This is a genomic window from Blastococcus sp. HT6-4 (assembly GCF_039679125.1).
In the GTDB taxonomy this organism is placed as follows: Bacteria; Actinomycetota; Actinomycetes; order Mycobacteriales; family Geodermatophilaceae; genus Blastococcus; species Blastococcus montanus.
In genome coordinates this window covers 2,010,287-2,034,594 of the sequence record NZ_CP155551.1, presented here as the reverse complement: position 1 = coordinate 2,034,594, position 24,308 = coordinate 2,010,287, and the positions used below count along the sequence as shown (strand labels likewise).

General features: G+C 73.7%; 24 protein-coding genes. 20 read left to right on the top strand and 4 right to left on the bottom strand.

Features of this window, described 5'->3' with window-relative positions:
• Positions 1-23 precede the first annotated feature (23 nt).
• Both ABDB74_RS09865 and arc read left to right on the top strand, forming a co-directional pair.
• Complete coding sequence (locus tag ABDB74_RS09865; RefSeq protein ID WP_346623657.1) at positions 24-947, top strand: tRNA (adenine-N1)-methyltransferase; 924 nt, start codon at positions 24-26, stop codon at positions 945-947.
• A 117-nt stretch (positions 948-1,064) separates the two neighbouring features.
• A complete protein-coding gene (gene arc / locus ABDB74_RS09860; RefSeq protein WP_346623656.1) occupies positions 1,065-2,843 on the top strand; it encodes a proteasome ATPase in 1,779 nt (592 codons plus the stop codon).
• A 25-nt stretch (positions 2,844-2,868) separates the two neighbouring features.
• On the opposite strand, the gene ABDB74_RS09855 is transcribed toward arc, so the two are convergent.
• Positions 2,869-3,684, bottom strand: a complete 816-nt coding sequence (locus ABDB74_RS09855) for a transglycosylase family protein (protein ID WP_346623654.1) — start codon at positions 3,682-3,684, stop codon at positions 2,869-2,871.
• A 292-nt stretch (positions 3,685-3,976) separates the two neighbouring features.
• Between ABDB74_RS09855 and dop the strand changes: the two genes are divergently transcribed.
• Entirely contained in the window at positions 3,977-5,482 is a 1,506-nt protein-coding gene (gene dop, locus ABDB74_RS09850) for a depupylase/deamidase Dop (RefSeq protein WP_346623653.1), read from the top strand.
• A gap of 84 nt (positions 5,483-5,566) precedes the next feature.
• On the opposite strand, the gene ABDB74_RS09845 is transcribed toward dop, so the two are convergent.
• Complete coding sequence (locus tag ABDB74_RS09845) at positions 5,567-6,439, bottom strand: hypothetical protein (RefSeq protein WP_346623652.1); 873 nt, start codon at positions 6,437-6,439, stop codon at positions 5,567-5,569.
• A 293-nt stretch (positions 6,440-6,732) separates the two neighbouring features.
• Between ABDB74_RS09845 and ABDB74_RS09840 the strand changes: the two genes are divergently transcribed.
• The 6 genes from ABDB74_RS09840 (at position 6,733) to pafA (ending at position 11,275) form a co-directional block, all read left to right on the top strand.
• On the top strand, positions 6,733-6,942 hold the full coding sequence (locus ABDB74_RS09840) for a ubiquitin-like protein Pup (protein ID WP_346623650.1): 210 nt from the start codon (positions 6,733-6,735) through the stop codon (positions 6,940-6,942).
• A 210-nt stretch (positions 6,943-7,152) separates the two neighbouring features.
• Complete coding sequence (locus tag ABDB74_RS09835; RefSeq protein ID WP_346623648.1) at positions 7,153-7,635, top strand: endonuclease VII domain-containing protein; 483 nt, start codon at positions 7,153-7,155, stop codon at positions 7,633-7,635.
• A 96-nt stretch (positions 7,636-7,731) separates the two neighbouring features.
• Entirely contained in the window at positions 7,732-8,589 is an 858-nt protein-coding gene (gene prcB, locus ABDB74_RS09830; RefSeq protein ID WP_346623647.1) for a proteasome subunit beta, read from the top strand.
• A gap of 3 nt (positions 8,590-8,592) precedes the next feature.
• Entirely contained in the window at positions 8,593-9,474 is an 882-nt protein-coding gene (prcA, locus tag ABDB74_RS09825; RefSeq protein ID WP_346623646.1) for a proteasome subunit alpha, read from the top strand.
• Between the two features lie 27 nt (positions 9,475-9,501).
• On the top strand, positions 9,502-9,849 hold the full coding sequence (locus ABDB74_RS09820; RefSeq protein WP_346623644.1) for a hypothetical protein: 348 nt from the start codon (positions 9,502-9,504) through the stop codon (positions 9,847-9,849).
• 67 nt (positions 9,850-9,916) lie between these two features.
• Positions 9,917-11,275, top strand: a complete 1,359-nt coding sequence (gene pafA, locus ABDB74_RS09815; protein ID WP_346623643.1) for a Pup--protein ligase — start codon at positions 9,917-9,919, stop codon at positions 11,273-11,275.
• Positions 11,276-11,308: 33 nt separating this feature from the next.
• On the opposite strand, the gene ABDB74_RS09810 is transcribed toward pafA, so the two are convergent.
• The gene (locus ABDB74_RS09810; protein WP_346623641.1) at positions 11,309-12,466 is read right to left on the bottom strand and encodes a DUF3866 family protein; all 1,158 of its coding nucleotides are present in this window, start codon (positions 12,464-12,466) and stop codon (positions 11,309-11,311) included.
• Positions 12,467-12,542: 76 nt separating this feature from the next.
• Here ABDB74_RS09810 and ABDB74_RS09805 point away from each other — a divergent pair, with 76 nt between their 5' ends.
• The 8 genes from ABDB74_RS09805 (at position 12,543) to ABDB74_RS09770 (ending at position 20,469) form a co-directional block, all read left to right on the top strand.
• The gene (locus tag ABDB74_RS09805; RefSeq protein WP_346623640.1) at positions 12,543-13,520 is read left to right on the top strand and encodes a WYL domain-containing protein; all 978 of its coding nucleotides are present in this window, start codon (positions 12,543-12,545) and stop codon (positions 13,518-13,520) included.
• Positions 13,517-14,500, top strand: a complete 984-nt coding sequence (locus ABDB74_RS09800; protein WP_346623639.1) for a WYL domain-containing protein — start codon at positions 13,517-13,519, stop codon at positions 14,498-14,500. The genes ABDB74_RS09805 and ABDB74_RS09800 overlap by 4 nt, the downstream gene beginning before the upstream one ends.
• A gap of 9 nt (positions 14,501-14,509) precedes the next feature.
• A complete protein-coding gene (locus tag ABDB74_RS09795; RefSeq protein ID WP_346623638.1) occupies positions 14,510-14,716 on the top strand; it encodes a hypothetical protein in 207 nt (68 codons plus the stop codon).
• 107 nt (positions 14,717-14,823) lie between these two features.
• Complete coding sequence (tatA, locus tag ABDB74_RS09790; protein ID WP_346623637.1) at positions 14,824-15,150, top strand: Sec-independent protein translocase subunit TatA; 327 nt, start codon at positions 14,824-14,826, stop codon at positions 15,148-15,150.
• Between the two features lie 85 nt (positions 15,151-15,235).
• The gene (tatC, locus tag ABDB74_RS09785; RefSeq protein ID WP_346623635.1) at positions 15,236-16,090 is read left to right on the top strand and encodes a twin-arginine translocase subunit TatC; all 855 of its coding nucleotides are present in this window, start codon (positions 15,236-15,238) and stop codon (positions 16,088-16,090) included.
• A gap of 11 nt (positions 16,091-16,101) precedes the next feature.
• Positions 16,102-16,992, top strand: coding sequence for a diacylglycerol kinase family protein (locus ABDB74_RS09780; RefSeq protein ID WP_346623633.1), 891 nt, complete (start codon positions 16,102-16,104; stop codon positions 16,990-16,992).
• 110 nt (positions 16,993-17,102) lie between these two features.
• Complete coding sequence (locus ABDB74_RS09775) at positions 17,103-19,937, top strand: DEAD/DEAH box helicase (RefSeq protein ID WP_346623632.1); 2,835 nt, start codon at positions 17,103-17,105, stop codon at positions 19,935-19,937.
• An 88-nt stretch (positions 19,938-20,025) separates the two neighbouring features.
• Complete coding sequence (locus ABDB74_RS09770) at positions 20,026-20,469, top strand: DUF4333 domain-containing protein (protein ID WP_346623631.1); 444 nt, start codon at positions 20,026-20,028, stop codon at positions 20,467-20,469.
• A 6-nt stretch (positions 20,470-20,475) separates the two neighbouring features.
• Here ABDB74_RS09770 and ABDB74_RS09765 read toward each other — a convergent pair whose 3' ends face one another.
• A complete protein-coding gene (locus tag ABDB74_RS09765) occupies positions 20,476-21,393 on the bottom strand; it encodes a 5'-3' exonuclease (protein ID WP_346623869.1) in 918 nt (305 codons plus the stop codon).
• A gap of 162 nt (positions 21,394-21,555) precedes the next feature.
• Here ABDB74_RS09765 and ABDB74_RS09760 point away from each other — a divergent pair, with 162 nt between their 5' ends.
• Genes ABDB74_RS09760 through ABDB74_RS09750 form a run of 3 tightly spaced genes read left to right on the top strand, consistent with a single transcriptional unit; the run spans position 21,556 to position 24,306 of the window.
• On the top strand, positions 21,556-22,701 hold the full coding sequence (locus tag ABDB74_RS09760; protein ID WP_346623630.1) for a Xaa-Pro peptidase family protein: 1,146 nt from the start codon (positions 21,556-21,558) through the stop codon (positions 22,699-22,701).
• A complete protein-coding gene (locus tag ABDB74_RS09755; protein WP_346623628.1) occupies positions 22,676-23,146 on the top strand; it encodes a winged helix-turn-helix transcriptional regulator in 471 nt (156 codons plus the stop codon). Before ABDB74_RS09760 ends, ABDB74_RS09755 begins: the two co-directional genes overlap by 26 nt.
• A 41-nt stretch (positions 23,147-23,187) precedes the next feature.
• Positions 23,188-24,306 (top strand): Rv2578c family radical SAM protein, encoded by a 1,119-nt coding sequence (locus ABDB74_RS09750; RefSeq protein ID WP_346623627.1) that lies wholly within the window; start codon positions 23,188-23,190, stop codon positions 24,304-24,306.
• Positions 24,307-24,308: the final 2 nt, after the last annotated feature.

Genomic DNA, 24,308 nt, shown 5'->3' with positions numbered 1-24,308 from the left:
CACCCTCCGTACGCTGGTCGCCCGTGGACAGTTCGCAGGACCCCGGGACCGACGTCGTCGACGAGGCGCAGCCGGCGCCGGAGGAGGCCGCCGAGGCGACGCCACCCCAGCGGGCGGAGCCGGTCGACGGCGCGTTCGTCGTCGGTGACCGCGTGCAGCTGACCGACCCCAAGGGCCGGATGCACACCGTCGTCCTGACGCCGGGCAAGCAGTTCCACACCCACCGCGGCGCCATCGAGCACGACGACCTGATCGGCGCCCCCGAGGGTTCGGTCGTCCACTCGACGGCCAACACCGGCTACCTGGCCTTCCGGCCGCTGCTGGCCGACTACGTGCTCTCCATGCCGCGCGGGGCCCAGGTGATCTACCCCAAGGACGCCGCCCAGATCGTCGGCTTCGGCGACGTCGGTCCCGGCATGCGCGTGCTGGAGGCCGGCGCGGGGTCGGGCGCGCTGAGCTGCTCGCTGCTGCGCGCCGTCGGGTCGGGGGGTTCGCTGACCAGCTACGAGCGGCGGGAGGACTTCCTCGACGTCGCCCGCGCCAACGTCGGCGCCTTCTTCGGCGAGGTACCGGCCAACTGGGAGCTCCGCCTCGGTGACCTGGCCGACCACCCCGCCGAGGAGGTCGTCGACCGCGTCGTCCTCGACATGCTGGAGCCGTGGGCGGTGCTGCCCACCGTCGCCGCGGCGCTGCGGCCCGGCGGGGTGCTGGTCGGCTACGTCGCGACGGTCACCCAGCTGTCCACCTACGTCGAGGCGCTGCGCGCCCAGGGCGTGTGGACCGAGCCGTACCAGTGGGAGTCGCTGATGCGGCCCTGGCACGCCGTCGGGCTGGCCGTCCGCCCCGAGCACCGGATGGTCGCCCACACCGCGTTCCTGGTGACCGCCCGCCGGCTGGCCGAGGGCGCCGTCGCGCCGCTGCGCCAGCGCCGGGCGCAGAAGCACTGAGGCCCGCACCCCGCGGTCCCTAGCAGCCGCCGGCGACCTCCGCGAGCCCACGGCGAACTGTCGCCGCGCGTGTATAGATTTGCGTCCTGGCTCCCCCCGACAGTGCGGAGGTGCGTGATGGGCCTGGGTCCTGACGAAGTGCGCTCGCGGCGCGAGCGCGACGTGACAGCGCTGCTCAGCCAGATCTCCTACCTCGAGGAGGAGATCAGCCTGCTCCGCCGCAAGGTGGCCGACAGCCCGCGCCAGGTGCGCGCGCTGGAGGAGCGGATCGCGGAGGCGGAGGGCCGCGCGGCCTTCCTCTCCGAGCGCAACGACAAGCTCGCCGGCACCCTGCGCGATGCCCGCGAGCAGCTGGTCACGCTCAAGGAGGAGGTCGACCGGCTCGGGCAGCCCCCGTCGGGCTACGGCGTCTTCCTGACCGCCTACGACGACGGCACGGTCGACGTCTTCACCGGCGGCCGCAAGCTGCGCGTCTCGGTGTCGCCGAACGTGCCGGTCGAGGGGCTACGGCCCGGCCAGGAGGTCATGCTCAACGAGGCGATGAACGTCGTGGAGGCGCGCGAGTTCGAGCGCCAGGGCGACGTCGTCATGCTCAAGGAGCTGCTCGAGCCGATCGACGGGGTGACACCCCGCGCGCTGGTCATCGGGCACACCGACGAGGAACGCGTGGTCTACCTCGCCGACTCGCTCACCGGCCAGCCGCTGCGGGTGGGCGACTCGCTGCTGCTGGAGACGCGCTCGGGGTACGTCTACGAGCGGATCCCGAAGAGCGAGGTCGAGGAACTTGTCCTCGAAGAGGTCCCCGACATCGACTACTCCGACATCGGTGGCCTGTCGCGGCAGATCGAGCAGATCCGCGACGCCGTCGAGCTGCCGTTCCTGCACGCCGACCTGTTCCGCACCTACGAGCTGCGCCCGCCCAAGGGCATCCTGCTGTACGGCCCCCCCGGGTGCGGGAAGACGCTGATCGCCAAGGCCGTGGCCAACTCGCTGGCGAAGAAGGTCGCCGCCGCCAAGGGGGGCGGCGACACCAGCCAGGGCAAGTCCTACTTCCTCAACATCAAGGGCCCCGAGCTGCTCAACAAGTACGTCGGGGAGACCGAGCGGCACATCCGCCTGGTCTTCCAGCGGGCCCGCGAGAAGGCCAGCGAGGGCACCCCGGTCATCGTGTTCTTCGACGAGATGGACTCGATCTTCCGCACCCGCGGGTCGGGGGTGTCCTCCGACGTCGAGTCGACGATCGTGCCGCAGCTGCTCAGCGAGATCGACGGCGTCGAGGGGCTGGAGAACGTCATCGTCATCGGCGCCTCCAACCGCGAGGACATGATCGACCCGGCCATCCTGCGGCCCGGCCGGCTCGACGTGAAGATCAAGATCGAACGGCCGGACGCCGAGGCCGCGCGCGACATCTTCAGCAAGTACCTGACGACGACGCTGCCGATCAACCCCGACGACCTCGCCGAGCACGGCGGCAGTCGTGAGGCCACGATCGCCGGGATGATCCAGCGGACCGTCGAGCGGATGTACACCGAGAGCGAGGAGAACCGCTTCCTCGAGGTCACCTACGCCAACGGTGACAAGGAGGTCCTGTACTTCAAGGACTTCAACTCCGGCGCGATGCTGCAGAACATCGTCGACCGGGCGAAGAAGATGGCGATCAAGGAGCACCTGGAGACGGGCACGTCTGGTCTGCGGGTCAGTCACCTGACGCAGGCCTGCCTCGACGAGTTCAAGGAGAACGAGGACCTGCCCAACACCACGAACCCCGACGACTGGGCGCGCATCTCGGGCAAGAAGGGCGAGCGGATCGTCTACATCCGCACGCTCATCAGCGGCAAGGGCAACGAGGCCGGCCGCGCGATCGACACCGCCAGCAACACCGGCCAGTACCTGTAGGCCACCGCGGCAGCGAACGGGCGGGTCAGCCCAGGCCGAGCACCTGACCGGGGGCGATCCGCGCGGGGTCGGGTCCGATGACGTCGCGGTTGGCGTCGTAGACGGCCCGCCAGTCGAGGCCGCGCGCCGCCGCTATCCCGGACAGCGTGTCGCCGGGCCGCACGGTGTACGACTCTGCGGCCGCGGTGGGGGACGCGGCGGGGGGAGCCGCCGCCGGGGCCGCGCCATCGACGGTCAGCACCTGACCGGGGGCGATCCGCGCGGGGTCGGGTCCGATGACGTCGCGGTTGGCGTCGTAGACGGCCCGCCAGTCGAGCCCCCGCGCCGCCGCGATCCCGGACAGCGTGTCGCCGGCCCGCACGGTGTACGTCTCGCCCGCAGGCGCCGGCGCGGGAGCAGCGGCCGCGACCTGAGGTGCCGGGGTGGGCGCCGGGGTGGGCGCAGCCGCGCTGCCTGCCTTGTCGGCCTCGCCGAGACCCAGCTTCGCCGAGCACGCCGGCCAGGCGCCCCAGCCCTGCGCCGCCAGCGTCTTCTCGGCGATGGCGATCTGCTGCTCCCGGGTGGCCAGGTCGGCCCGCGGCGCGTACTCGGCACCGCCGAAGGCGACCCAGGTGGGCTGGTAGAACTGCAGGCCGCCGTAGTAGCCGTTGCCGGTGTTGATCGACCAGTCGCCGCTGCTCTCGCACTGGGCGAGGCGGTCCCAGGTGTCCCCGTCGGCGGCGCCTGCAGTGCCGGCGCCGAGGAAGGGTGCCAGCAGCACGGCACCGGTGGCGGCGACGCCGGCGGTGCGGCGCCGGAGCGAGCGGGCGGACGGACGTGAGTTCGTGCTCGGGTTCGTCATGATCCTCTCGGGAGGCGGGCGCCGACGCGGGCCGCCCGTGACACCAGGCAGCACGCCCCGCCCACGGTGCCGGAGAGACGAGGGACTGCTGCCGCTGGGCGGGGAGGCGCGCGGCGCGTCCGGTGGATGCACGGGGAGCGGCTCGACGGCCGCGGCTCCGTGCACATCCCGTGTACCGCTCTGCTGCGGCCCGGGCAGTCCCGAGGCTACGGACCTGTTCGGTCGTGTGCCACCCGCGCCGGGTCGGGTGCCGACGGACCGGCGGGGAACCGCCGCGGCCTAGGGTTGGGCCATGAGCGTGCGGCGGGTCATGGGCACCGAGGTGGAGTACGGGATCTCGGTGCCGGGGCAGCCGGGCGCCAACCCGACGACGTTGTCCAGCTTGGTGGTCAACGCCTGGGCGGTCGCCGAGGCGCCGATGCCGCGCCGGCCGCGGTGGGACTTCGAGGAGGAGTCGCCGCTGCGCGACGCCCGGGGCTTCGATCTGACCCCGGCGCAGGCGCTGGACCACAACGACCTCGACGAGGACGCCGGGATGGCCAACGTCATCCTCACCAACGGCGCCCGGCTCTACGTCGACCACGCGCACCCGGAGTACTCGACGCCCGAGGTCACCACCCCGCGCGACATCGTCCTGTGGGACAAGGCGGGGGAGCAGGTGATGGCCGAGGCGGCCCGCCGGGCGGCCCGCATCCCCGGCACGAGCCCGATCCAGCTCTACAAGAACAACACCGACGGGAAGGGCGCCTCCTACGGCGCCCACGAGAACTACCTGATGGACCGGCGCACCCCGTTCCTCGACATCATCCGGGGCCTGGTGCCGTTCTTCGTGACCCGCCAGGTGTTCGCCGGGTCCGGCCGCGTGGGCATCGGGACCGAGAGCCGCGACGAGGGCTTCCAGCTGTCCCAGCGCGCCGACTTCTTCGAGGTCGAGGTGGGCCTGGAGACGACGCTCAAGCGGCCGATCATCAACACGCGCGACGAGCCGCACGCCGACGCGGACAAGTACCGCCGGCTGCACGTGATCATCGGGGACGCGAACCTCGCCGAGCTGTCGACCTATCTCAAGGTCGGGTCGACGTCACTGGTGCTCGCGATGATCGAGGCCCGCGCGCTGTCGCAGGACCTGGCGCTCGAGGAGCCCGTGCAGGAGCTGCGGGCCATCAGCCACGACCCCACGCTCTCGCACCGGGTGCGGCTGCGCGACGGGCGCCGGATGACCGCGCTGGAGATGCAGCGGCTCTACCACGAGCAGGCCGCCCGGTTCGTCGAGTCGCGCGGCGAGGACGACGAGCAGACCGCCGACGTGCTGCGCCGCTGGGCGGAGGTGCTCGACGACCTGGCCGTCGACCCGATGCGGCTGGCCGACCAGCTGGACTGGCCGGCCAAGCTGCGGCTGCTCGAGGGCTACCGGTCCCGCGACGGGCTGGGCTGGGGCGACCCGCGGCTGCGGCTGGTCGACCTGCAGTACTCCGACGTCCGGCCCGAGAAGGGGCTGTACCACCGGCTGGTCGGCCGCGGAGCGATGCAGCGGCTGCTGACCGACGACGAGGTGACCCGGGCGATGGTGAGCCCTCCCGGGGACACCCGCGCCTTCTTCCGCGGCGAGTGCCTGCGCCGGTTCCCCGCGCAGATCGCGGCCGCCTCGTGGGACTCGGTCGTGTTCGACCTGGGGCGCGAGAACCTGGTGCGCATCCCGACCCTGGAGCCGCTGCGTGGCACCCGCGAGCACGTGGGCGCGCTCTTCGAGGCCTCGGCGACCGCTCAGGAGCTGGTCGACACCATCACCGGAGGCTGACTGCCGGCCGGTCCGCCGGAGCCGACGGCCCTCGCCGGTGGGGCGGTGCGGACACCGGTCCCGGGCGAGGGCCATCCGGACGCATCAGTTGTTGCCAGGGAACCGGTTCCGCAGCTCCTGCTGGACGTCGCTCGGGATCCGCTGCAGGATGTCGTCGGGGATCCGGTCCATGATGTCGCCCTGCATCTCGTCCATGGGGACCTCGGGCATGTCCGTCGTGCGACCCTGGATCGCCCCGGCGAGGTCCCAGCGCTGCGCGTTCTCGCGCATCCAGTCGGCCACCTGCTCGACCTCGGCGCCGTACTCGCCCTCGACGGCGCGATCGACGATCCGCCGGACCTCGGCACGGGCCTCTTCGGGATCCTGTCCGTGGAGGTCCTGGATGTCCCGGCGCAGCTCCGGCGGGAGGGCCGCGAGCATCCCGCCGAACCGCTCGGTCATGGTCCCGGCCTCGTCCCGGTAGTCGCCGCTCAGCCCCTCCCGGACGATGTCGTCCAGTTCCTGGGCACGATCGGACGCGCGGGTGCCCTGCAGGGCCTGCTGGATGTTGTCGGGCAGCCAGTCGAAGAACTGGATCGTCGGCAGGTCGCCGAGCGCGGCCTGCGTCTGCCGCTGGGCATCGTCCACCGCCTGCCCGGCATCCTGCTGCACCCCGCCCAGGGCCTCCTCGGCCTGCTGCCGCGCCTCCTCGAGGGCCTGCTCGGCCTCCTCCATCGCCTGCTCGGCCTGCTGCTGCACCCGGGTGCTGTTCTCGGCCTCCTGCCGGGCGACCTCCAGGGCCTGCTCGGCCTCCTCCACCGCCTGCCGGGCCTGCTCCTGCACCTCCTCGACGGCCTGCTCGGCGTCATCGGCCGGGGCGGCGACCGCAGCCGGGGCCACGAACACCGCCGCCGCGGTCAGGGCAGCGGCTCCCGCGCCCGCCACGGCGCCGCGTCGTCCTCGCACTCGGAGATTCATGGGGTGCCTCCTCGCTCATCGGATCGGTGGCAGCGCCCCGTCCCCGGGCCCCGCATCCGGGAGCCGGCCCGCACTCTGCGTGCGGGGTGGGCCGATGCGCTTCGTGCTCCTCGTTGTGCCCGGAGCCGGGCACCGCGACGACTCCGCGGTCATGACGGTTCGGTGACAAGGCTGCGACACCGTCGCGCCGGGACGCCGCTCCGCGACCGGGTCGGCTCGGAGCGCTCCGGATGTCACCCCCGGCGAGTACGTTTTCCCCACGCACCACGCCACGAGCAGCCCTGGAGGGACGCATGGCCACGAGGGACACCGGCGGTCAGCAGCGCGCGAACCGGTCGCGGGAGGAGACCGAGGAGGTCGAGGCCTCGGTCGACACCGAGGTCGCCGAGCGGCACAAGGAGATGACCGAGGACGTCGACTCGCTCCTGGACGAGATCGACGACGTGCTAGAGGAGAACGCCGAAGATTTCGTTCGTGCATACGTACAAAAAGGAGGGGAGTGATCAAGATCATCTACGCGGTCAGAGCCTCGAATGGACACCAAGTTCTGTCGTGACTGCGGCCGCCATCGGCCGATAGAGGAGTTCACCAAGAACCGGCGATCTCGTGACGGGTTGGCCTTCTACTGCCGGGAGCACCTCGCGGAGCGTTCAGCCCGCAGCCGCGAGGCCAGGCGGGTCCAGCCTCGTCGGCAGCGCGTCACGCCTGCCGACGTGGTCGTGCCCGAAGGCTCCAAGTGGTGCCCGGACTGCGGGACGGTCCAACCTCTGCTCAGCTTCCCGCGCACCCGGGCCAGCGCCAGTGGCTACGCGACCTACTGCCTGCCGTGTCACAACGAACGGGGAAAGGCGTCGCGAGCGAAGATCGGTGGTTCGCGGACCTACCACCTGACGCGCCGATACGGGATCACGGCGGCGGAGGCCGACGTCATGCTCGCGGCGCAGGGCGGTTTGTGCGCGCTATGCCGCACGGCTCCGGCCGAGCACGTCGACCACGACCACGAGACCGGCGCGGTCCGCGCGCTGCTCTGCTTCAACTGCAACGGCGGCCTCGGCCAGTTCAGGGACGACCCGGAGCTCCTGCACGTGGCCGCCTTCTACGTCGAGCACCACCGCCAGCAGCAGGTGCTCGCCCTGCTGGCGCAGCTGGGCGCGGAGGAACCGGACGGTCCAGCCGAGCCGGTGGCCCGCCGGTAGGGTCGCAGCGACGTCCGGGAACGCGTGGCAGCAGGTCGCGCCGCACCCGGCAGAGCAGCGGGCACGCCGGCATGCGCGTGCGGGAAGGGCGGATACGTGAGCGACTCGTCAGCTGGCCGGAGCGGGTTCCCGCCCGCGTACCTGGACCGGGTGGGTTCCTCGTTCACCGACTTCCTGTCCTCGGCCGCGCCCGACCTGCTCCCGGGCCGCCGGCCCGCCCCGCAGCTCCCCGTGGGCGACATCGCCCCGCACGGCACGACGATCGTCGCCGCCACCTACGACGGCGGCGTCCTCATGGGCGGGGACCGCCGCGCCACGATGGGGAACCTGATCTCCAGCCGCGACATCGAGAAGGTCTACCCGGCCGACTCCTACAGCGTCATCGGCATCGCCGGCGCCGCCGGCATCGCCATCGAGATGGTGAAGCTCTACCAGGTCGAACTCGAGCACTACGAGAAGATCGAGGGGCTCACCATGTCCCTCGACGGCAAGGCGAACCGGCTGGCCCAGATGATCCGCGGCAACCTCGGCGCGGCGCTGCAGGGCCTCGCCGTCGTCCCGCTGTTCGCCGGCTTCGACCTCGACGCCGCGCCCGGCACCGCCCCCGGGCGGATCTTCAGCTACGACGTCACCGGCGGGAACTACGAGGAGCGGGGCTACGCCGCCGTCGGCTCCGGCTCCCTGTTCGCCAAGAACTCGCTGAAGAAGACCTGGCGGAACGGCCTGCCCGCCGACGAGGCCACCCGCACCGTCGTCGAGGCGCTGTACGACGCCGCCGACGACGACTCCGCCACCGGCGGGCCCGACCCGGTGCGCCGGCTGTACCCGATCGTCTACCGGGTCGACGCCGAGGGCTCCGTGCGGCTGACCGACGCCGAGGTGGCCGCGGTCGCCGACCAGATCATCACCGAACGCGCGGCCGCGGACCGCCGGAACATGCCGCGGGAGGCCTGACCCATGACCATGCCGTACTACGCCTCCGCCGAGCAGGTCATGCGGGACCGTTCGGAGTACGCCCGCAAGGGCATCTCCCGGGGCCGGAGCGTCGCCGTCCTCACCTACGCCGACGGCGTCCTGCTCATCGCCGAGAACCCCAGCTCCACGCTGCACAAGATCGGCGAGATCTACGACCGGATCGGCTTCGCCGCCGTCGGCCGCTACAGCGAGTTCGAGAGCCTGCGGGTGGCCGGGGTCCGCCTGGCCGACGTCCGCGGGTACTCCTACAACCGCCGCGACGTCACCGGCCGGGTCGTCGCCAACGCCTACGCCCAGACCCTCGGCGCCATCTTCACCGAGCAGATGAAGCCCTACGAGGTGGAGCTCTGCGTGGCGGAGGTCGGCGAGACGCCCGAGCAGGACCAGCTCTACCGGCTCACCTTCGACGGCTCGGTCGTCGACGAGCCCGACTTCGTCGTCATGGGCGGCCAGGCGGACTCCGTCACCTCGCACCTGCGGGAGAACTTCCACGCCGGCATGGGCCTGGCCGACGCGCTCCGCGTGGGAGTGGACGCCCTCTCGGCCGTCAGCCCGGCCACCGCCGGCTCCGGCAACGGCGGGCCGACCCGGCTGCGCGCCGAGCAGCTGGAGGTCGCGGTCCTCGACCGGCGCCGGCCCAAGCGGGCCTTCCGCCGGGTCGTCGGCGCCGCGCTGCACACGCTCCTCGACGACGGCCAGGCCGGTGCGGGGGGAACGCAGACGCAGACCTCCGCCCACGTGCCCAGCCACCCGGCCCCCGGCACGCCCGCCGGCCTCGGCGACCCCGCGGCCGCCGACACGGCCGGCGGTGCCGCGCACAGCGGCGAGGCTCACCCGCAGACCGGGGACGACAGCAGCGACTGAACCCCGCCCCCCGGGTAGGGACCGGTCATGCCGAACTACGAACTGAACGACGACGCCGTCGCCCAGGCCCGCACGCTGATCGACGACGGCGCCTTCGACGACCGGACGGAGTGGTCCGACGCCGCACCGTCGACCGACGACGGGAACGCCGAGATCGAGAAGCACGGCTGGAAGGGCTACGCCTCCTGGCACCTCGCCGTCGACCCGGACGCCGGCGAGGAGACCAAGAAGCGCTACCACTTCCCGTACGGCGACTTCTCGAAGGTCAACCGGGCCGCGCTCATCCACGGCAAGCAGCGGGCGTCGCAGAACGACCACGACGCGATCGAGCGGGCCTTCGACGACCTGCTGCAGCGCCTCGACGCGAAGCGATAGCCCCCGCCGGACCGGCCGCCCGGTCCGGCGCCGGGCCTGTGTCGCTCCCGGCGCCTAGTCTCGAAGCGTGGACCGACGGATCTTCGGGATCGAGACCGAGTACGGCGTCACGTGCACCTTCAAGGGCCAGCGCCGGCTGTCGCCGGACGAGGTCGCCCGGTACCTGTTCCGGCGCGTGGTGTCGTGGGGACGCAGCTCGAACGTGTTCCTGCGCAACGGCTCCCGGCTCTACCTCGACGTCGGCAGCCACCCCGAGTACGCCACCGCCGAGTGCGACGACCTGACCGAGCTGGTCGTCCACGACAAGGCCGGCGAGCGGATCCTCGAGGGGCTGGTCGTCGACGCCGAGCAGCGCCTGGCCGAGGAGGGCGTCACCGGCGACATCTACCTGTTCAAGAACAACACCGACTCCGCCGGGAACAGCTACGGCTGCCACGAGAACTACCTCGTCGGCCGGCACGGCGAGTTCGGGCGGCTGGCCGACGTGCTCATCCCGTTCCTGGTGAGCCGGCAGATCGTCGTCGGCGCCGGCAAGGTCCTGCAGACCCCCCGCGGCGCGATCTACTGCGTCAGCCAGCGCGCCGAGCACATCTGGGAGGGCGTCTCCAGCGCCACCACCCGCTCCCGGCCGATCATCAACACCCGCGACGAGCCGCACGCCGACGCCGAGCGCTACCGGCGGCTGCACGTCATCGTCGGCGACTCGAACATGAGCGAGACGACGACGCTGCTCAAGGTCACCATGACCGACCTGGTGCTGCGCATGATCGAGGCCGGCGTCCCGGTCAGGGACATGACGCTGGAGAACCCGATCCGGGCGATCCGGGAGATCAGCCACGACATGACCGGCCGCCGCAAGGTCCGGCTGGCCGGCGGCCGCGAGATGTCGGCGCTGGAGATCCAGTCGGAGTACCACAGCCGGGCGATGGAGTTCGTCGACAGCGAGGGCTGCAGCCCGGTGCACCGCCAGATGCTGGAGCTGTGGGGCCGGGTGCTGAAGGCCGTCGACAGCGAGGACCTCTCGCTCATCGACCGCGAGATCGACTGGGCCATCAAGTACAGCCTGATCGAGCGGTACCGCGCCAAGCGCGACCTGCCGCTGAGCTCCCCCCGGGTCGCCCAGATGGACCTCGCCTACCACGACATCAGCCGCACCCGCGGGCTGTACTACCTGCTCGAGCGCGCGGGGCAGGTCGACCGCGTCGCCCACGAGCCGCTGGTCTTCGAGGCGAAGAACGTGCCGCCGCAGACCACCCGCGCCAAGCTGCGCGGCGAGTTCATCCGCAAGGCCCAGGAGAAGCGCCGCGACTTCACCGTCGACTGGGTGCACCTCAAGCTCAACGACCAGGCCCAGCGCACCGTGCTCTGCAAGGACCCCTTCAAGGCCGTCGACGAACGCGTCGAGAAGCTCATCGCCTCCATGTGATCCCCGGGCCCTGGGGCCCCAGTCGGCGCGACGTCAGTCGCCGGCGGCGGCGCTTCCGGTCTCCTCGGCTGCAGGCACCAGCTCGGGATCCACGGGCACCTGGAGGGCCGCGTAGCGGCCGGCCGCCGCCGCGGCCAGGAAGTAGGCCCGCTCCTCCGGGTAGCCGCGGCCCATCGTGCGCAGCGGGACGGGGGAGAGGCCGAGCGCGGTGTCCAGCCCGTCGGTGTCCACCCACACCACCGGGTTGCGCTCCGGCTGACCGGCGAGGTCCTCGTCCACCTGGCCGCCCAGCTCCGAGGACAGGCCGCGCGGCGCGATCAGCGTGACGCCGCCGAGCGCGACCCGGCCGAAGGCCGTCAGCGAGTGGTGGGAGACCCCGCGGTGGCGGGGTCGCGGGTCGGCGTCGGAGATCCGCAGCGCGCCGATCGGCAGCCCGCCGAGCACGCTGACGGCGTTGCACGCCTCGCCGGCCGCGATGCCCGAGAACCCCCACGGCGTCCCGGTGCCCAGGTTCCCCGGACCCTGGCTGACGATCGCCAGGTCGGCGTTCAGCACGTGCCTGGCCGCCAGCAGGCCCGTGTGGAGGGTCACCGCCTCCAGGTCGCCGCCGAAGGCCTGCCCCACGGTGACGACCCCGGCCAGCGACGTCTTCAGCACGTCGAGCGTCCGGGAGAAGCCGGCGGGCAGCGCGCCGCCGTCGGTCATCACGTAGGCGACCTTCAGGTCGGGGTCGGTGGCGAGCATCCCGATCAGGACCGCCGGCAGCGCCGAGTGCAGGTCCGCCACGACCACCGGCATGCCGCCGAGGTCGTCGGCCCCGGCGATCGCGGCGTGGTGCTCGGTCTCCTGCTCGTCGACGCCCTGCACCGTCACCTGCAGCGGCGTGTACCGGGCCTTCACCAGGTGCCCCGGCCCCTCGGGGTCCGGCGGCAGCCGGTCGGGGACGGCGACGACCAGTGCGTAGCCGCCGGTACCGAGGTTCTGGGCCAGCGCGGTGGTGTTGAGCAGCACGTCGTCGCCGACCTGCGGGATGCCGACCAGCGACGGGTAGGCCAGCGCCCGCAGCGCGCCCTCACCGGGCACCTCCACGGTCAGCTCGAGCGCGTCGCGCCACGACCGGCCGACCTCCGTGACCGCACCGCGCCGCCAGCGGATGCGGGACACGGGCGCGGACCTGGCTGGGCTGCTCATACCGGCAGGCTAACCAGCGGGCGGGCCGGCGGCCGGGCGGCGACGGCCGGCCGGCCCGCCTGACTAGCCTGTGGGCATGGCGGCCAAGCGGGCGGAGCGACTGGTCAACCTGGTCATCGCGCTGCTCAGCACCCGGCAGTACGTGACCGCCGCCCGCATCCGTGCCACGGTGCCCGGTTACGAGGCCGACGACGGCAGCGACCGCGCCGACGAGGCCTTCAAGCGGATGTTCGAGCGGGACAAGGCCGACCTGCGGGAGATGGGCATCCCGCTGGAGACCGGCCGCACGAGCGTCTTCGACACCGAGGACGGCTACCGGATCGCCCGGGCGGACTACGAGCTCCCGGAGATCCACCTCACCGGTGAGGAGGCGGCCGCGGTGGGGCTCGCCCTGCGGCTGTGGGAGTCCGCACAGCTGGCCGGCGCCGCCCAGAGCGCCCTGGTCAAGCTCAAGGCGGCCGGGGTCGAGCTCGACAGCTCCCGCTCCCTCCCCATCCAGCCGCGCCTGGACCGGGGGGAGGCGGCGTTCGAGCCGTGCTATGCCGCGGCCCGCGACCGCCGGCAGCTGCAGTTCGACTACCGCCGCCCCGACGAGGACACCGCCGTCCGGCGGACCGTGCTGCCGTGGGGGGTGGTGGCCTGGCACGGCCGCTGGTACCTGGTCGGGTACGACCTGGACCGGCAGGCCGGCCGGGTGTTCCGGCTCTCGCGCGTGGTCGGCGCCCCGAAGGCCTCCGGCCCGGCGGGGGCGTTCGAGCCGCCGGCCGACCTGGACCTCACCGCGTTCGTCGCCGGGCAGGCCGGGGGAGAGGAGCACCTGGTGGTGGTCCGCGCGCGCCCGGGCACGGCGGTCGGCCTGCGCCGGCACGCCACCTCCCTGGGCCCCGCCGCGGACGGCGACGACCGCCTCCAGCTGCGCACGACCGAGCCCTGGGCACTGGCCGACCAGCTGGCCGCCTACGGGGCCGACGTCGTCGTCGAGGCGCCCACCGAGATCCGGGACGCGGTCGTCGCCCGGCTGACCCGCCTGGCCGCGATGGGGGAGCGGACGTGAACGCCACCGGCACCACCGACCGGATGACCCGGCTGCTGGCCCTCGTGCCCTACCTGAGCGCGCGGCCCGGCGGGGTCGCCGTCGCGGAGGCGGCGCGCGACTTCGGCGTCAGCGAACGCCAGCTGCGCGGCGACCTCGAGCTGCTGTGGATGTGCGGGCTGCCCGGCTACGGCCCCGGCGACCTGATCGACGTCGCGTTCGAGGGCGACCGGGTCCGGGTGACCTTCAGCGCCGGCATGGTCCGGCCGCTGCGGCTGACCACCGACGAGGCGGTCGCGCTCGTGGTGGCGCTGCGGACGCTGCTGGAGCTGCCGGACCTCGCCGAGCGGGAGGCGGTCAGCCGCGCCCTGGCGAAGGTCTCCGCGGCGGCCGGCGACGCGGCCGAGCGCACGTCGCCGGTCGCGGTGAGCGTGGACGTCCGGGAGGACGCCCTCGCCGTCGTCCGCGAGGCCCTGGAGCGGCAGCGGGCCCTGCACCTGCACTACTACGTGCCCGCGCGCGACGAGCGCACCGAGCGGACCGTCGACCCGATGCGGCTGCTGCTCGTGGACGGCCGCTGGTACCTGGAGGCGTGGTGCCGCCGGGCAGAGGGCGTCCGGCTGTTCCGGCTCGACCGGGTCGACGACGTGGCGGTGCTGGACGAGCCGGCCGCCCCGCCACCGCAGGCGGCCAACCGGAACGTCGACGACGGGGTGTACCAGCCCGGCCCGGAGGAGCCGGCGGTCCGGCTGCGGCTGGCCCGCCGCGCCCGGTGGGTGGCCGACTACTACCCGGTGGAGGACGTCGTGCCGGTGGACGACCCACCGGGCGGGCTCGCGGTCACCGTGCGCACCGCCGACCTGGCGTGGGCCCGCCGGCTCGTCGCCTCGCTCGGCGGTGATGCGGTCGTCGACGAGCCGGTCGAGATCGGTACCCAGGTGGCCGCCGAGGCGCGTGCGGCGCTGGCCCGCTACGGGGTGGCGCACGACGGCGCCGGATAGGGTCTGCTCGTGCTGTTCTGGATCGTGCTCGCCGTCGTGGTGCTGCTGGCGCTCGTCGTCCTCGCCGTGGTCGGCCACGGCGTCCTGGGCGCCTTCGGCCGGCTGAACCGCGAGCTGGCGGCCGCCGAGGACGACGTGCGCCCGGTGCTCGAGCAGGTGCAGCTCTCCGCCGAGCACGCCGCCCGGCGCCGTGACGCCCGGCCGACCAGCGGCTGAACGGCGGGCGAACTCGGCGCCGGCAGGAATCCGGCCCGCGCGCGACGCGGGAATCGCACGTTTCCCGGCGTAGCATCGCGGAAGCCAACACTCGTGGAGGACGCGTCGTGAATCTCGGCCCGCTGGAGATCGGCCTGATCATCCTGGCCATCCTGCTGCTGTTCGGCTACAAGAAGCTCCCGGACGCCTCGCGCTCCCTGGGCCGCTCGCTGCGCATCTTCAAGGGCGAGATGAAGGGCATGAAGGACGACGACGTCCGCGCGAAGGACGCCGCGCAGACCGGCCCCGTCCGCGGCGAGATCGTAGCGCCGGCGTCGCCGCCGCAGGACGACCTGAACGCCCGGCTGCAGGCCGAGGCCGCCTCCGCCGAGGCGCACGCGGCCGAGTTGCGCGCCCGCGCGGACCAGGCGCGCGCCGCCGACGGCCCCCGCTGACCTCCCCGCACCGGGCACGACGGTGAGTTCTGCCGTTCCCAGGCCGCGACGGCGCGGCCGGGCCTCGCGCGACCCCGACGCGACCATGTCGCTCGTCGCGCACCTCACCGAGCTGCGCAGCCGGATCGCCAAGGCCCTGTTCTTCCTGCTGCTCGCCACCGCCGTGTCGTTCTGGTGGTACGAGCACGGCCTCGGCGACTTCATCCGTGCGCCGTACTGCGACCTCCCCGTCGACCTGCGGTTCACCCAGGGCAGCGAGCAGGAGTGCGGGCTGCTCATCACCGACGTGCTCGGCGGTGTGTTCATCCGGCTCAAGGTGGCCTTCCTGGCCGGAGCGGTCCTGTCCTCGCCGTTCTGGCTCTACCAGCTGTGGGCGTTCATCACCCCGGGGCTGAAGCGCAACGAGAAGCGCTACGGCGTCGCCTTCGTCGCGGTCTCCTCCTCGCTGTTCGCCCTGGGTGCCGCGCTGGCCTACCTCTCGCTGTCGGCGGGGCTGGAGCTGCTCCTCGGCCTGGCCGGCAGCGGTGTGGTCGTGGCGCTGACCGCCCAGGACTACATCGGATTCGCGCTCTCGCTGTTGATCGCCTTCGGGGTCAGCTTCGAGGTGCCGCTCATCGCCGTCGCGCTCAACCTGGTCGGCGTCCTCAGCTACGCGGTGCTGCGGCAGAGCCGCCGGTGGATCTTCTTCCTGACGATCGTCTTCGCCGCCTTCGTCACCCCGACGCAGGACCCGTTCACCATGCTGGCCATGGCCGGCCCGATGATCGTGCTGTTCGAGCTGGCCATCCAGGTGGCCCGGTTCGTCGACCGGCGACGGGCCAAGCGGGACGCCCTCGAGCACTTCCACGGGCTGTCCGACGACGCGGCCTCCCCGCTGGACGCCCAGCCCTCGCCGCTCGAGGACACCGTCGACTCGTCGCGGTCCGCCACGCGCGGCTGACCACTGTGGACGTGGCCGTCCTGCTCAGCCCGGCCGCCGGTCGTGGCCGGGCCCTGGCGGTGGCGTCGTCGGTGCTCGACGGTCTGCGGGGCGCGGGGCTGGCCCCACGGGTGCTCGCCGCGGCCACCCGTCCCGATGCCGAACGGCAGGCGTCCGATGCCGTGGCCAACGGCGCAGGTGCGGTCGTCGCGATAGGCGGTGACGGCGCCGCGCACGCCGCGCTGCAGGCGGTGGCCGGCACCGCCACGCCGCTGGCCGTGGTGTCGGCGGGGACGGGCAACGACCTGGCACTGGCCCTCGGCGTGCCGGCGGACCCGGTGACGGCCGCCCGCGCGGCCGCGGCGGACCTGCTGGCCGGCCGCAGCCGGACGATCGACGCCGGCCGGACCGCCGGCCGCTGGTGGGCCACCGTGCTGTGCTGCGGCTTCGACTCCGCCGTCACCGACCGTGCCAACCGGTTGCGCTGGCCGCGGGGGCGCCGCCGGTACGACCTCGCCGTCCTGGCCGAGCTGGCGCGGCTGCGGCCCTACGAGATCACCCTGACGCTCGACGGCGTCGAGCGCACCCTGCCGGCCACGATGATCGCCGTCGGCAACACCGCCTGGTACGGCGGCGGTCTGCGGGTGTGCCCGGCCGCCGACCCGGCCGACGGGTTGCTCGACGTCACCGTCGTCGGGCCGACCACCCGGCTGGAGCTGGTCCGCACCAAGCCCCGGCTGGCGGACGGGTCGCACGTCGGCCACCCCGCGGTGACCGTCCACCGGGCGGTCCGGGTGGAGCTCGCCTGCGCCGGGGTGACCACCTACGCCGACGGGGAGCTCCTGGCCCCGCTGCCGGCCATCACCGAGTGCGTGCCGGGAGCGCTGACCGTCGTCGGTGCGCGCCCCGCGCCGATCAGCTGACCCGATCATGTGGAGTCCTCCCTGACCGTGGACCGTGAGGGAGGACGCTCGATGATCAGGGAACCTGATCGTGGCGAGCCGATGCCCGATGGCGGGCCTAACGTGGAGGCATGTCCAGCCCCGCTGAGCGGTACGCCGCTGCCCGCAGGCGGACCTCCCGCCCCACGCTGGCCGACTTCACCGCCGAGCTCGGCTTCTCCCTGGACCCGTTCCAGGTGGAGGCCTGCGAGGCGCTGGAGGACGGGTCCGGGGTCCTCGTCTGCGCGCCCACGGGGGCCGGCAAGACCGTGGTGGGCGAGTTCGCCGTGCACAAGGCCCTCGCCGAGGGGCGCAAGGCGTTCTACACGACGCCGATCAAGGCCCTGTCCAACCAGAAGTACAACGACCTGGTGGAGCGCTACGGCGCGGACCGGGTCGGTCTCCTGACCGGCGACAACGCCATCAACGGGGACGCCCCGGTCGTCGTGATGACCACCGAGGTGCTGCGCAACATGCTCTACGCCGAGTCCCCGGCGATCGCCGGCCTCGGCTACGTGGTGATGGACGAGGTTCACTACCTCGCCGACCGGTTCCGCGGCGCGGTGTGGGAGGAGGTGATCATCCACCTGCCGCAGTCGGTCACCCTCGTCTCACTGTCGGCCACGGTCAGCAACGCCGAGGAGTTCGGCGACTGGCTGGTGACCGTCCGTGGGGACACGAAGGTGGTCGTCAGCGAGGTCCGGCCGATTCCGCTCTGGCAGCACATGCTCGTGGGCAACCGCGTCTTCGACATGTTCTCCCTCCGCCCGGCCGCGCACGCCGGCGAGCACGGGGACACCCCGAGGCCCCTGTCCACCCGCGAGCGCGGCGCCTCGGTCGTCGACCCCGAGCTGGTGCGTTACGTGCGGGAGCACGAGCGGCGCATCGAGGGCTGGGGCGGCAACGGCCGCCGGGAGTCCGCCCACCGACCCCGGTACCGCCCGCCCGCGCGGTCGGACGTCATCGAGCGGCTGGACCGGGCCGGCCTGCTGCCGGCGATCACCTTCGTCTTCAGCCGCAACGGCTGCGACGCCGCCGTGCACCAGTGCCTGCTCAGCGGGTTGCGCCTGACCGACGAGGCGGAGCGGGCCGAGATCGCCGCGATCATCGACGAGCGAACCGGGTCCCTGCCGGAGGAGGACCTGCACGTCCTGGGCTTCTGGGAGTGGCGCGAGGGGCTGCTCGCCGGCCTGGCCGCGCATCACGCCGGTCTCGTGCCCGCCTTCAAGGAGACCGTCGAGGAGTGCTTCGTCCGCGGCCTGGTCAAGGCCGTCTTCGCCACCGAGACCCTCGCCCTGGGCATCAACATGCCGGCGCGCACCGTCGTCCTCGAGCGGCTGGTCAAGTGGAACGGCGAGGCGCACGTCGACGTCACACCGGGGGAGTACACCCAGCTGACCGGCCGCGCGGGCCGCCGCGGCATCGACGTCGAGGGGCACGCCGTCGTCATCTGGGCGCCCGGCATGGACCCCTCGGTGGTGGCGGGGCTGGCCAGCACCCGCACCTACCCGCTGAAGTCGTCGTTCCGCCCCAGCTACAACATGGCGGTCAACCTGGTGGGCTCCTTCGGGCGGGCCCGGGCCCGCGAGCTGCTGGCCAGCTCGTTCGCCCAGTTCCAGGCCGACCGCTCCGTCGTCGGCCTGGCGCGCGCGGCGGCCCGGCACGAGCGGGACGCCGAGCAGTTCGCCGCCGAGATGCGCTCGGACCGGGGCGACGTCGGCGCCTACGCGCAGCTGCGCCGGGAGATCTCCGAGCGGGAGAAGGAGCTCTCCCGCGACTCGCAGGCCAAGCGCCGCATGGAGGCCGCCGACGCGCTGGCCGCGCTGCGGCCCGGTGACGTCATCCGCGTGCCCACCGGGAGACGGCAGGGGCTGGCCGTCGTCCTCGACCCCGGCATCACCGACCTCGCCGACCCGCGGCCGCTCGTGCTGACCGAGGACAAGTGGGCCGGCCGGCTGGGCTCGGTCGACTTCCCCGGCCCGGTGACGGCGCTGGCCCGGGTCCGGGTGCCGAAGAACTTCAACCACCGCAGCCCGCACGCCCGCCGCGACCTCGCCTCGACCCTGCGCAACGCCCGGGTGGAGCACGACCTGGGCGCGCGGCGGGTGAAGAACCGTTCGGCCGCCGCCGACGACCCGGTGCTGGCCGACCTGCGCCAGGCGCTGCGCAACCACCCGGTGCACCAGCTCCCCGACCGCGAGGACCTGGTGCGCGTGGCCGAGCGCTGGCTGCGCGCGGTCCGCGAGGCCGAGTCGCTGCAGCGGACGATGGCCGAGCGCACCGGGTCCCTCACCCGCCAGTTCGACCGCACCTGCGACGTCCTCGAGGAGCTCGGCTACCTGGTGCCCGAGGCGGCGCCGCTGGTCCCCGCCGACACCGAGGTCGTGGGCGCGGTCGACGACGTCCCGGTGGTCACCGACGACGGCCGCCGGCTGGCCCGCATCTGGTCGGAGGCCGACCTGCTGGTGGCCGAGTGCCTGCGGGCGGGGATCTGGCGGGGGCTGGGCCCGGCGGAGCTGGCCGCCGTGGTGTCGACCCTGGTGTTCGAGGCGCGCCGGGACACCCCCGGGCTGCCCGCCGTCCCGGCCGGCAAGGTGGGTGCCGCCATCGGCGAGATGCGGGGCATCCGCGCGCGGTTGCAGGACGTCGAGCTGGACCACGGGGTGCCGGCCGGCCGCGATCTGGACCTCGGCTTCGCGTGGGCCGCGTTCCGGTGGGCCGACGGCCAGAGCCTGGACCGGGTGCTCGCGGGGGCGGAGCAGGCCGGCACCGAGCTCTCGGGTGGGGATTTCGTCCGCTGGACCCGGCAGCTGATCGACCTGCTGGACCAGCTCGGCAAGGTGGCCGACGACGCCGTCGCCCGCACCGCGCGGTCCGCGGTGGACCGCGTGCGCCGCGGCGTCGTCGCCGTGGCCGTCGGCGGCTGACGAGGAGCCCGTCGCCGTCGGGCGGAGCGGCGGGTGGGGCAGAATCCCCCCGCGCCCCGGCACGGGACGCACGGACCCGGGAGCGACCATGACCCACCCGCCGCACCGCGACGGCCGGCACGGCGGTGAGCCCGGGGACCACCGCGTGCCGTGGGACCAGCAGCAGCCCTGGGGCGGCCCTCCGCCGTCATGGGCGCCCGGCCCGGGTGCTCCGCCGCCGCACCCGGGCCGACGGGCGGCGCTGATCGCCGTCCTGTCCGTCGTCGCGCTGGCGGTCGCGGCCGCTGCGGCGGTCCTGGCCGTCTCCACCGGGCCGACGGTGCTCTCGCGCGGGGCGGTCGAGCGGGACGTCGCCGCGCAGTTCGAGGAGCGCGAGGGCGTGGCCGTCGTCCTCCGCTGCACCGAGGAGATGCTCGTGGAGGAGGGCGCCACCTACGAGTGCACCGGCGTCACCGCCGACGACGAGGAGGTGACCCTCCGGCTCGAGATCACCGATACCGAGGGGGCCCACTACACCTGGACCGAGCCCTGAGCCGGTTCAGCCGAGGACGCCCTCCGGCCAGCCGAGGGCGGCGCCCAGCCGCGCGAGCGAGGACTGCAGCCCGTGCGCCTCGGCCAGCGCGGCCAGGGCCCGGGCGTCCGCCGGGGTGCGGGGGAGCGGGCCCTCGACCGGCGGCAGGTCGATGTCCCTGGCCACCGCGACGACGACCGGCGCCGCGTCGAGGTAGCCGGCCGCCGCACGGAGCTTCTTGAGGACGGCGGCGGTCAGCGGCGGCTCCGGGACGACGGCCCGCGCGGCCGCCGCCCGGATGCCGGCGAGGTCGCCGAACGCGCCGATCAGCGCCGCGGCGGTCTTGGCGCCCACCCCCGCCACGCCGGGCAGCCCGTCGCTCGGATCGCCGCGCAGGACCGCGAAGTCGGCGTAGCAGCGCCCCGGGATGCCGTACTTGGCGGCGACCGCGGCCTCGTCGACGAACTCCAGGTCGGAGATGCCGCGGGCGGTGTACAGCACCCGGACACCGCGCGCGTCGTCGACCAGCTGGAACAGGTCCCGGTCCCCGGTGACGACGTCGACCGGCCCGCGGGCCCGGGTGGCGAGCGTGCCGATCACGTCGTCGGCCTCGTAGCCCGGGGCACCCACGCGGCAGATCCCGGCCGCGGCGAGCACCTCGATCAGGATCGGCACCTGGGGGCCGAGCTCGTCGGGCGTCTCCTCACCGCCGTCGGCCGCCAGCCGGTGCGCCTTGTACGACGGCAGCGCCTCGACCCGGAAGGCGGGCCGCCAGTCGTCGTCCCAGCAGGCCACGAGGCGGTCGGGGCCGTGCGCGGTGATCAGCCGCGCGGTCATGTCGAGGAACCCGCGGACGGCGTTGATCGGCCGCCCGTCGGGCGTGGTCACGCTGGTGGGCACCCCGTAGAAGGCGCGGAAGTACAGCGACGCGGCGTCCAGCAGCATGGTGGTCACGAGCCCTCCCCGCTCTGCCGGGGCATCCGGGCACCCGTCGGTGCTGTGCTCCTCTGGACCTTTCCGAGCTCCGTCACGTAGGCGGACGGTAGCGGTCTGGCAACGATTGCGGAGATCGGCGGCCCCCGTGGCTAGTCTGCGCAGGTGGGAACCGTGACGACTCCGGCCGGAACCGGCCCGCTCGTGACCATCGACCGGGCGCACGCCGCCCGGGCGATCGCCGGTGAGCTGGGCGTGGACGTGCTCGTGCTGACCCCGGGTGCCGATCTGCGGTACCTCTGCGGCTACGACGCGCACGCCATGGAACGGCTGACCGCTCTCGCGGTCCCGCGCACCGGGGAGCCGTTCCTGGTGGTGCCGCGGCTGGAGGCCCCCATGGTCGACGCGAGCCCCGCCGGGACGCTGGGGCTCGAGGTCCTGGCCTGGGACGAGACCGATGACGCCTTCGCGGTGCTCGCCGACGCCGCCGCCGCCCGGCTGGGCTCGGCACCGGCCCGGGTGGCCGTGGGCTCGCGCACGTGGGCGGAGCACGCCCTCGGTGTCCAGCGCGCCCTGCCGGGCTCGGTGCTCGAGCTGGCCTCGCCGGTCGTCGACCGGCTGCGCATGGTGAAGACGCCGGCCGAGGTGGACGAGCTGGCGCTCGCCGGCGCGGCGGTCGACCGGGTGCACGCGCGGATGGGGGAGTGGCTGACCGTCGGCCGCACCGAGGCCGAGGTCGGGGCCGACATCGCCGCGGCGATCCTCGCCGAGGGCCACGTCGGCGTGGACTTCACCATCGTCGGCTCCGGCCCGAACGGGGCCAGCCCGCACCACGAGCTGTCGGGACGCACCGTGGCGGCCGGCGACCTCGTCGTCGTCGACATCGGCGGCGAGACGGCCACCGGGTACCGCTCCGACTGCACGCGCACCTACGTCGTCGGCGGGTCGCCGGACCCCGAGGTCGCGGAGTGGTACGCCGTGCTGCACGCCGCCCAGCAGGCGGCGACGGCGGCCGTGCGCCCGGGCGTGACCGCCGAGCAGATCGACGCCGCGGCGCGCGAGGTGATCGCGGACGCCGGCTGGGGCGACCACTTCATCCACCGCACCGGGCACGGCATCGGCCTGGACACCCACGAGGCGCCCTACATCGTGGCGGGCAACGACCTGCCGCTGGAGCCCGGCATGGCGTTCTCGGTGGAGCCGGGCATCTACCTGCCGGGCCGCCACGGCGCCCGGATCGAGGACATCGTGGTCTGCACCGACGACGGCGTCCGCGTGCTGAACAACGGTCCCCGTGAGCTCGTCGAACTCCCCGGCTGAGCCGGGCGCCGCGGTCGACGTCGACCGGGCGCTGATGGCGGCGCTGGCACGCGACGGCCGGGCCAGCTACACCGAACTGGCCGAACGGGTGGGCCTGTCGGTGTCGGCGGTGCACCAGCGGGTGCGCCGGCTGGAGCAGCGCGGGCTCATCACCGGCTACCGGGCGACCCTCGACGCGACGCAGATCGGCCTGCCCCTCACCGCTTTCGTGTCGATCACCCCGACCGATGCGCAGACCGACGACGCCCCGGCCCTGCTCGCCCACCTGGAGGCCATCGAGGAGTGCCACGCGGTGGCCGGCGTGGAGAGCTACATCCTCAAGGTCCGGGTGGCCTCACCCGACGCGCTCGAGGCGCTGCTCAGGGAGATCCGCTCCGTGGCCAACGTCCGGACCCGCACCACCGTCGTGCTCTCCACGTCCTACGAGGCGCGCCCCCCGATCTGACCGCACTGGACACCGCTTCGAACGTGTGTTCGGATGGAGTCATGCGGTGGGACGCGCAACGGCTGGATCTCGACGAGCCCGGGGCGCTGCCCGGCCTGCCGAGCATCCGGGGGCTGCTGCGCAGCGTGCAGGTGCCGGAGTTCCCCGGCCTGACGTTCCACGAGGTGCGGTCGAAGAGCGCACTGAACCGCGTGCCCGGCGAATCCGCCATGCCTTTCCCGTGGACGATCAACCCGTACCGGGGATGCAGCCATTCGTGTATGTACTGCTTCGCCCGGCGCACGCACGAATGGCTCGAGTTCGACGCCGGTCGCGACTTCGACACGCAGGTCGTCGTGAAGACCAACCTCGTCGACGTGCTGCGCAGGGAGCTGGCCCGGCCGTCGTGGCGCCGGGAGCACGTGGCCCTCGGCACGAACACCGACCCCTACCAGCGCGCCGAGGGGCGGTACCGGCTGATGCCCGGGGTCATCCGGGCCCTCGCCGGCGCCGGCACCCCGTTCTCCGTCCTGACGAAGGGCACGCTGCTGCGCCGGGACGTGCCACTGCTGGCGGAGGCCTCCCGGCAGGTGCCGGTCGGGCTCGGGATCTCCATGGCCATCTGGGACGAGGACCTGCACGCGGGCCTGGAGCCGGGCGTCCCCACACCGAGGGCGCGGCTGGACCTCGTCCGTGCGCTGGCCGACGCAGGGCTGCCGTGCGGGGTCTTCCTCGCCCCGGTCCTGCCCGGCCTCACCGACTCCGCGGAGCACCTGGACGCGGCGCTGGGCGCGATCGCCGCCGCCGGCGCCACCGGGGTCACGGTGATCCCGCTGCACCTGCGCCCCGGGGCGCGGGAGTGGTTCATGGCCTGGCTGGCCGGGGCGCGCCCCGACCTCATGCCGCGGTACGAACGGCTCTACGCGCGCCGGGCGTACGTGCCGGCCGAGTACCGCCGGTGGCTGGCGCAGCAGGTGGCGCCCCTGCTGAGCCGGCACGGGTTCGACCGGCAGCCGGGCGGTGCGGCGCGGCATGGTCCGGTCGCCGACGGCGTCCAGGGGGACGATGAGGTCGGCTTCCCGGCCGGGAGCCTGCCCTCGGGCGGCCTCCCCGGTGCCGCCGGCGCTGCGGCGGCGGGAGAGCGTTCGGCGGGACCGGGGGAGCAGCTGACCCTGCTGTGAGG

Coding starts and splice junctions, on each gene's coding strand:
- ABDB74_RS09765 (WP_346623869.1), bottom strand. CDS start 21,393: ATGCTGCTGGACGCCGCGTCGCTGTACTTCCGCGCCTTCTACGGGGTG.
- ABDB74_RS09810 (WP_346623641.1), bottom strand. CDS start 12,466: ATGAGCAGCCCAGCCAGGTCCGCGCCCGTGTCCCGCATCCGCTGGCGG.
- ABDB74_RS09820 (WP_346623644.1), top strand. CDS start 9,502: ATGCCGAACTACGAACTGAACGACGACGCCGTCGCCCAGGCCCGCACG.
- ABDB74_RS09770 (WP_346623631.1), top strand. CDS start 20,026: ATGACCCACCCGCCGCACCGCGACGGCCGGCACGGCGGTGAGCCCGGG.
- tatC (WP_346623635.1), top strand. CDS start 15,236: ATGTCGCTCGTCGCGCACCTCACCGAGCTGCGCAGCCGGATCGCCAAG.
- arc (WP_346623656.1), top strand. CDS start 1,065: ATGGGCCTGGGTCCTGACGAAGTGCGCTCGCGGCGCGAGCGCGACGTG.
- ABDB74_RS09750 (WP_346623627.1), top strand. CDS start 23,188: ATGCGGTGGGACGCGCAACGGCTGGATCTCGACGAGCCCGGGGCGCTG.
- ABDB74_RS09840 (WP_346623650.1), top strand. CDS start 6,733: ATGGCCACGAGGGACACCGGCGGTCAGCAGCGCGCGAACCGGTCGCGG.
- dop (WP_346623653.1), top strand. CDS start 3,977: ATGAGCGTGCGGCGGGTCATGGGCACCGAGGTGGAGTACGGGATCTCG.
- ABDB74_RS09775 (WP_346623632.1), top strand. CDS start 17,103: ATGTCCAGCCCCGCTGAGCGGTACGCCGCTGCCCGCAGGCGGACCTCC.
- ABDB74_RS09805 (WP_346623640.1), top strand. CDS start 12,543: ATGGCGGCCAAGCGGGCGGAGCGACTGGTCAACCTGGTCATCGCGCTG.
- ABDB74_RS09845 (WP_346623652.1), bottom strand. CDS start 6,439: ATGAATCTCCGAGTGCGAGGACGACGCGGCGCCGTGGCGGGCGCGGGA.
- ABDB74_RS09855 (WP_346623654.1), bottom strand. CDS start 3,684: ATGACGAACCCGAGCACGAACTCACGTCCGTCCGCCCGCTCGCTCCGG.
- prcA (WP_346623646.1), top strand. CDS start 8,593: ATGACCATGCCGTACTACGCCTCCGCCGAGCAGGTCATGCGGGACCGT.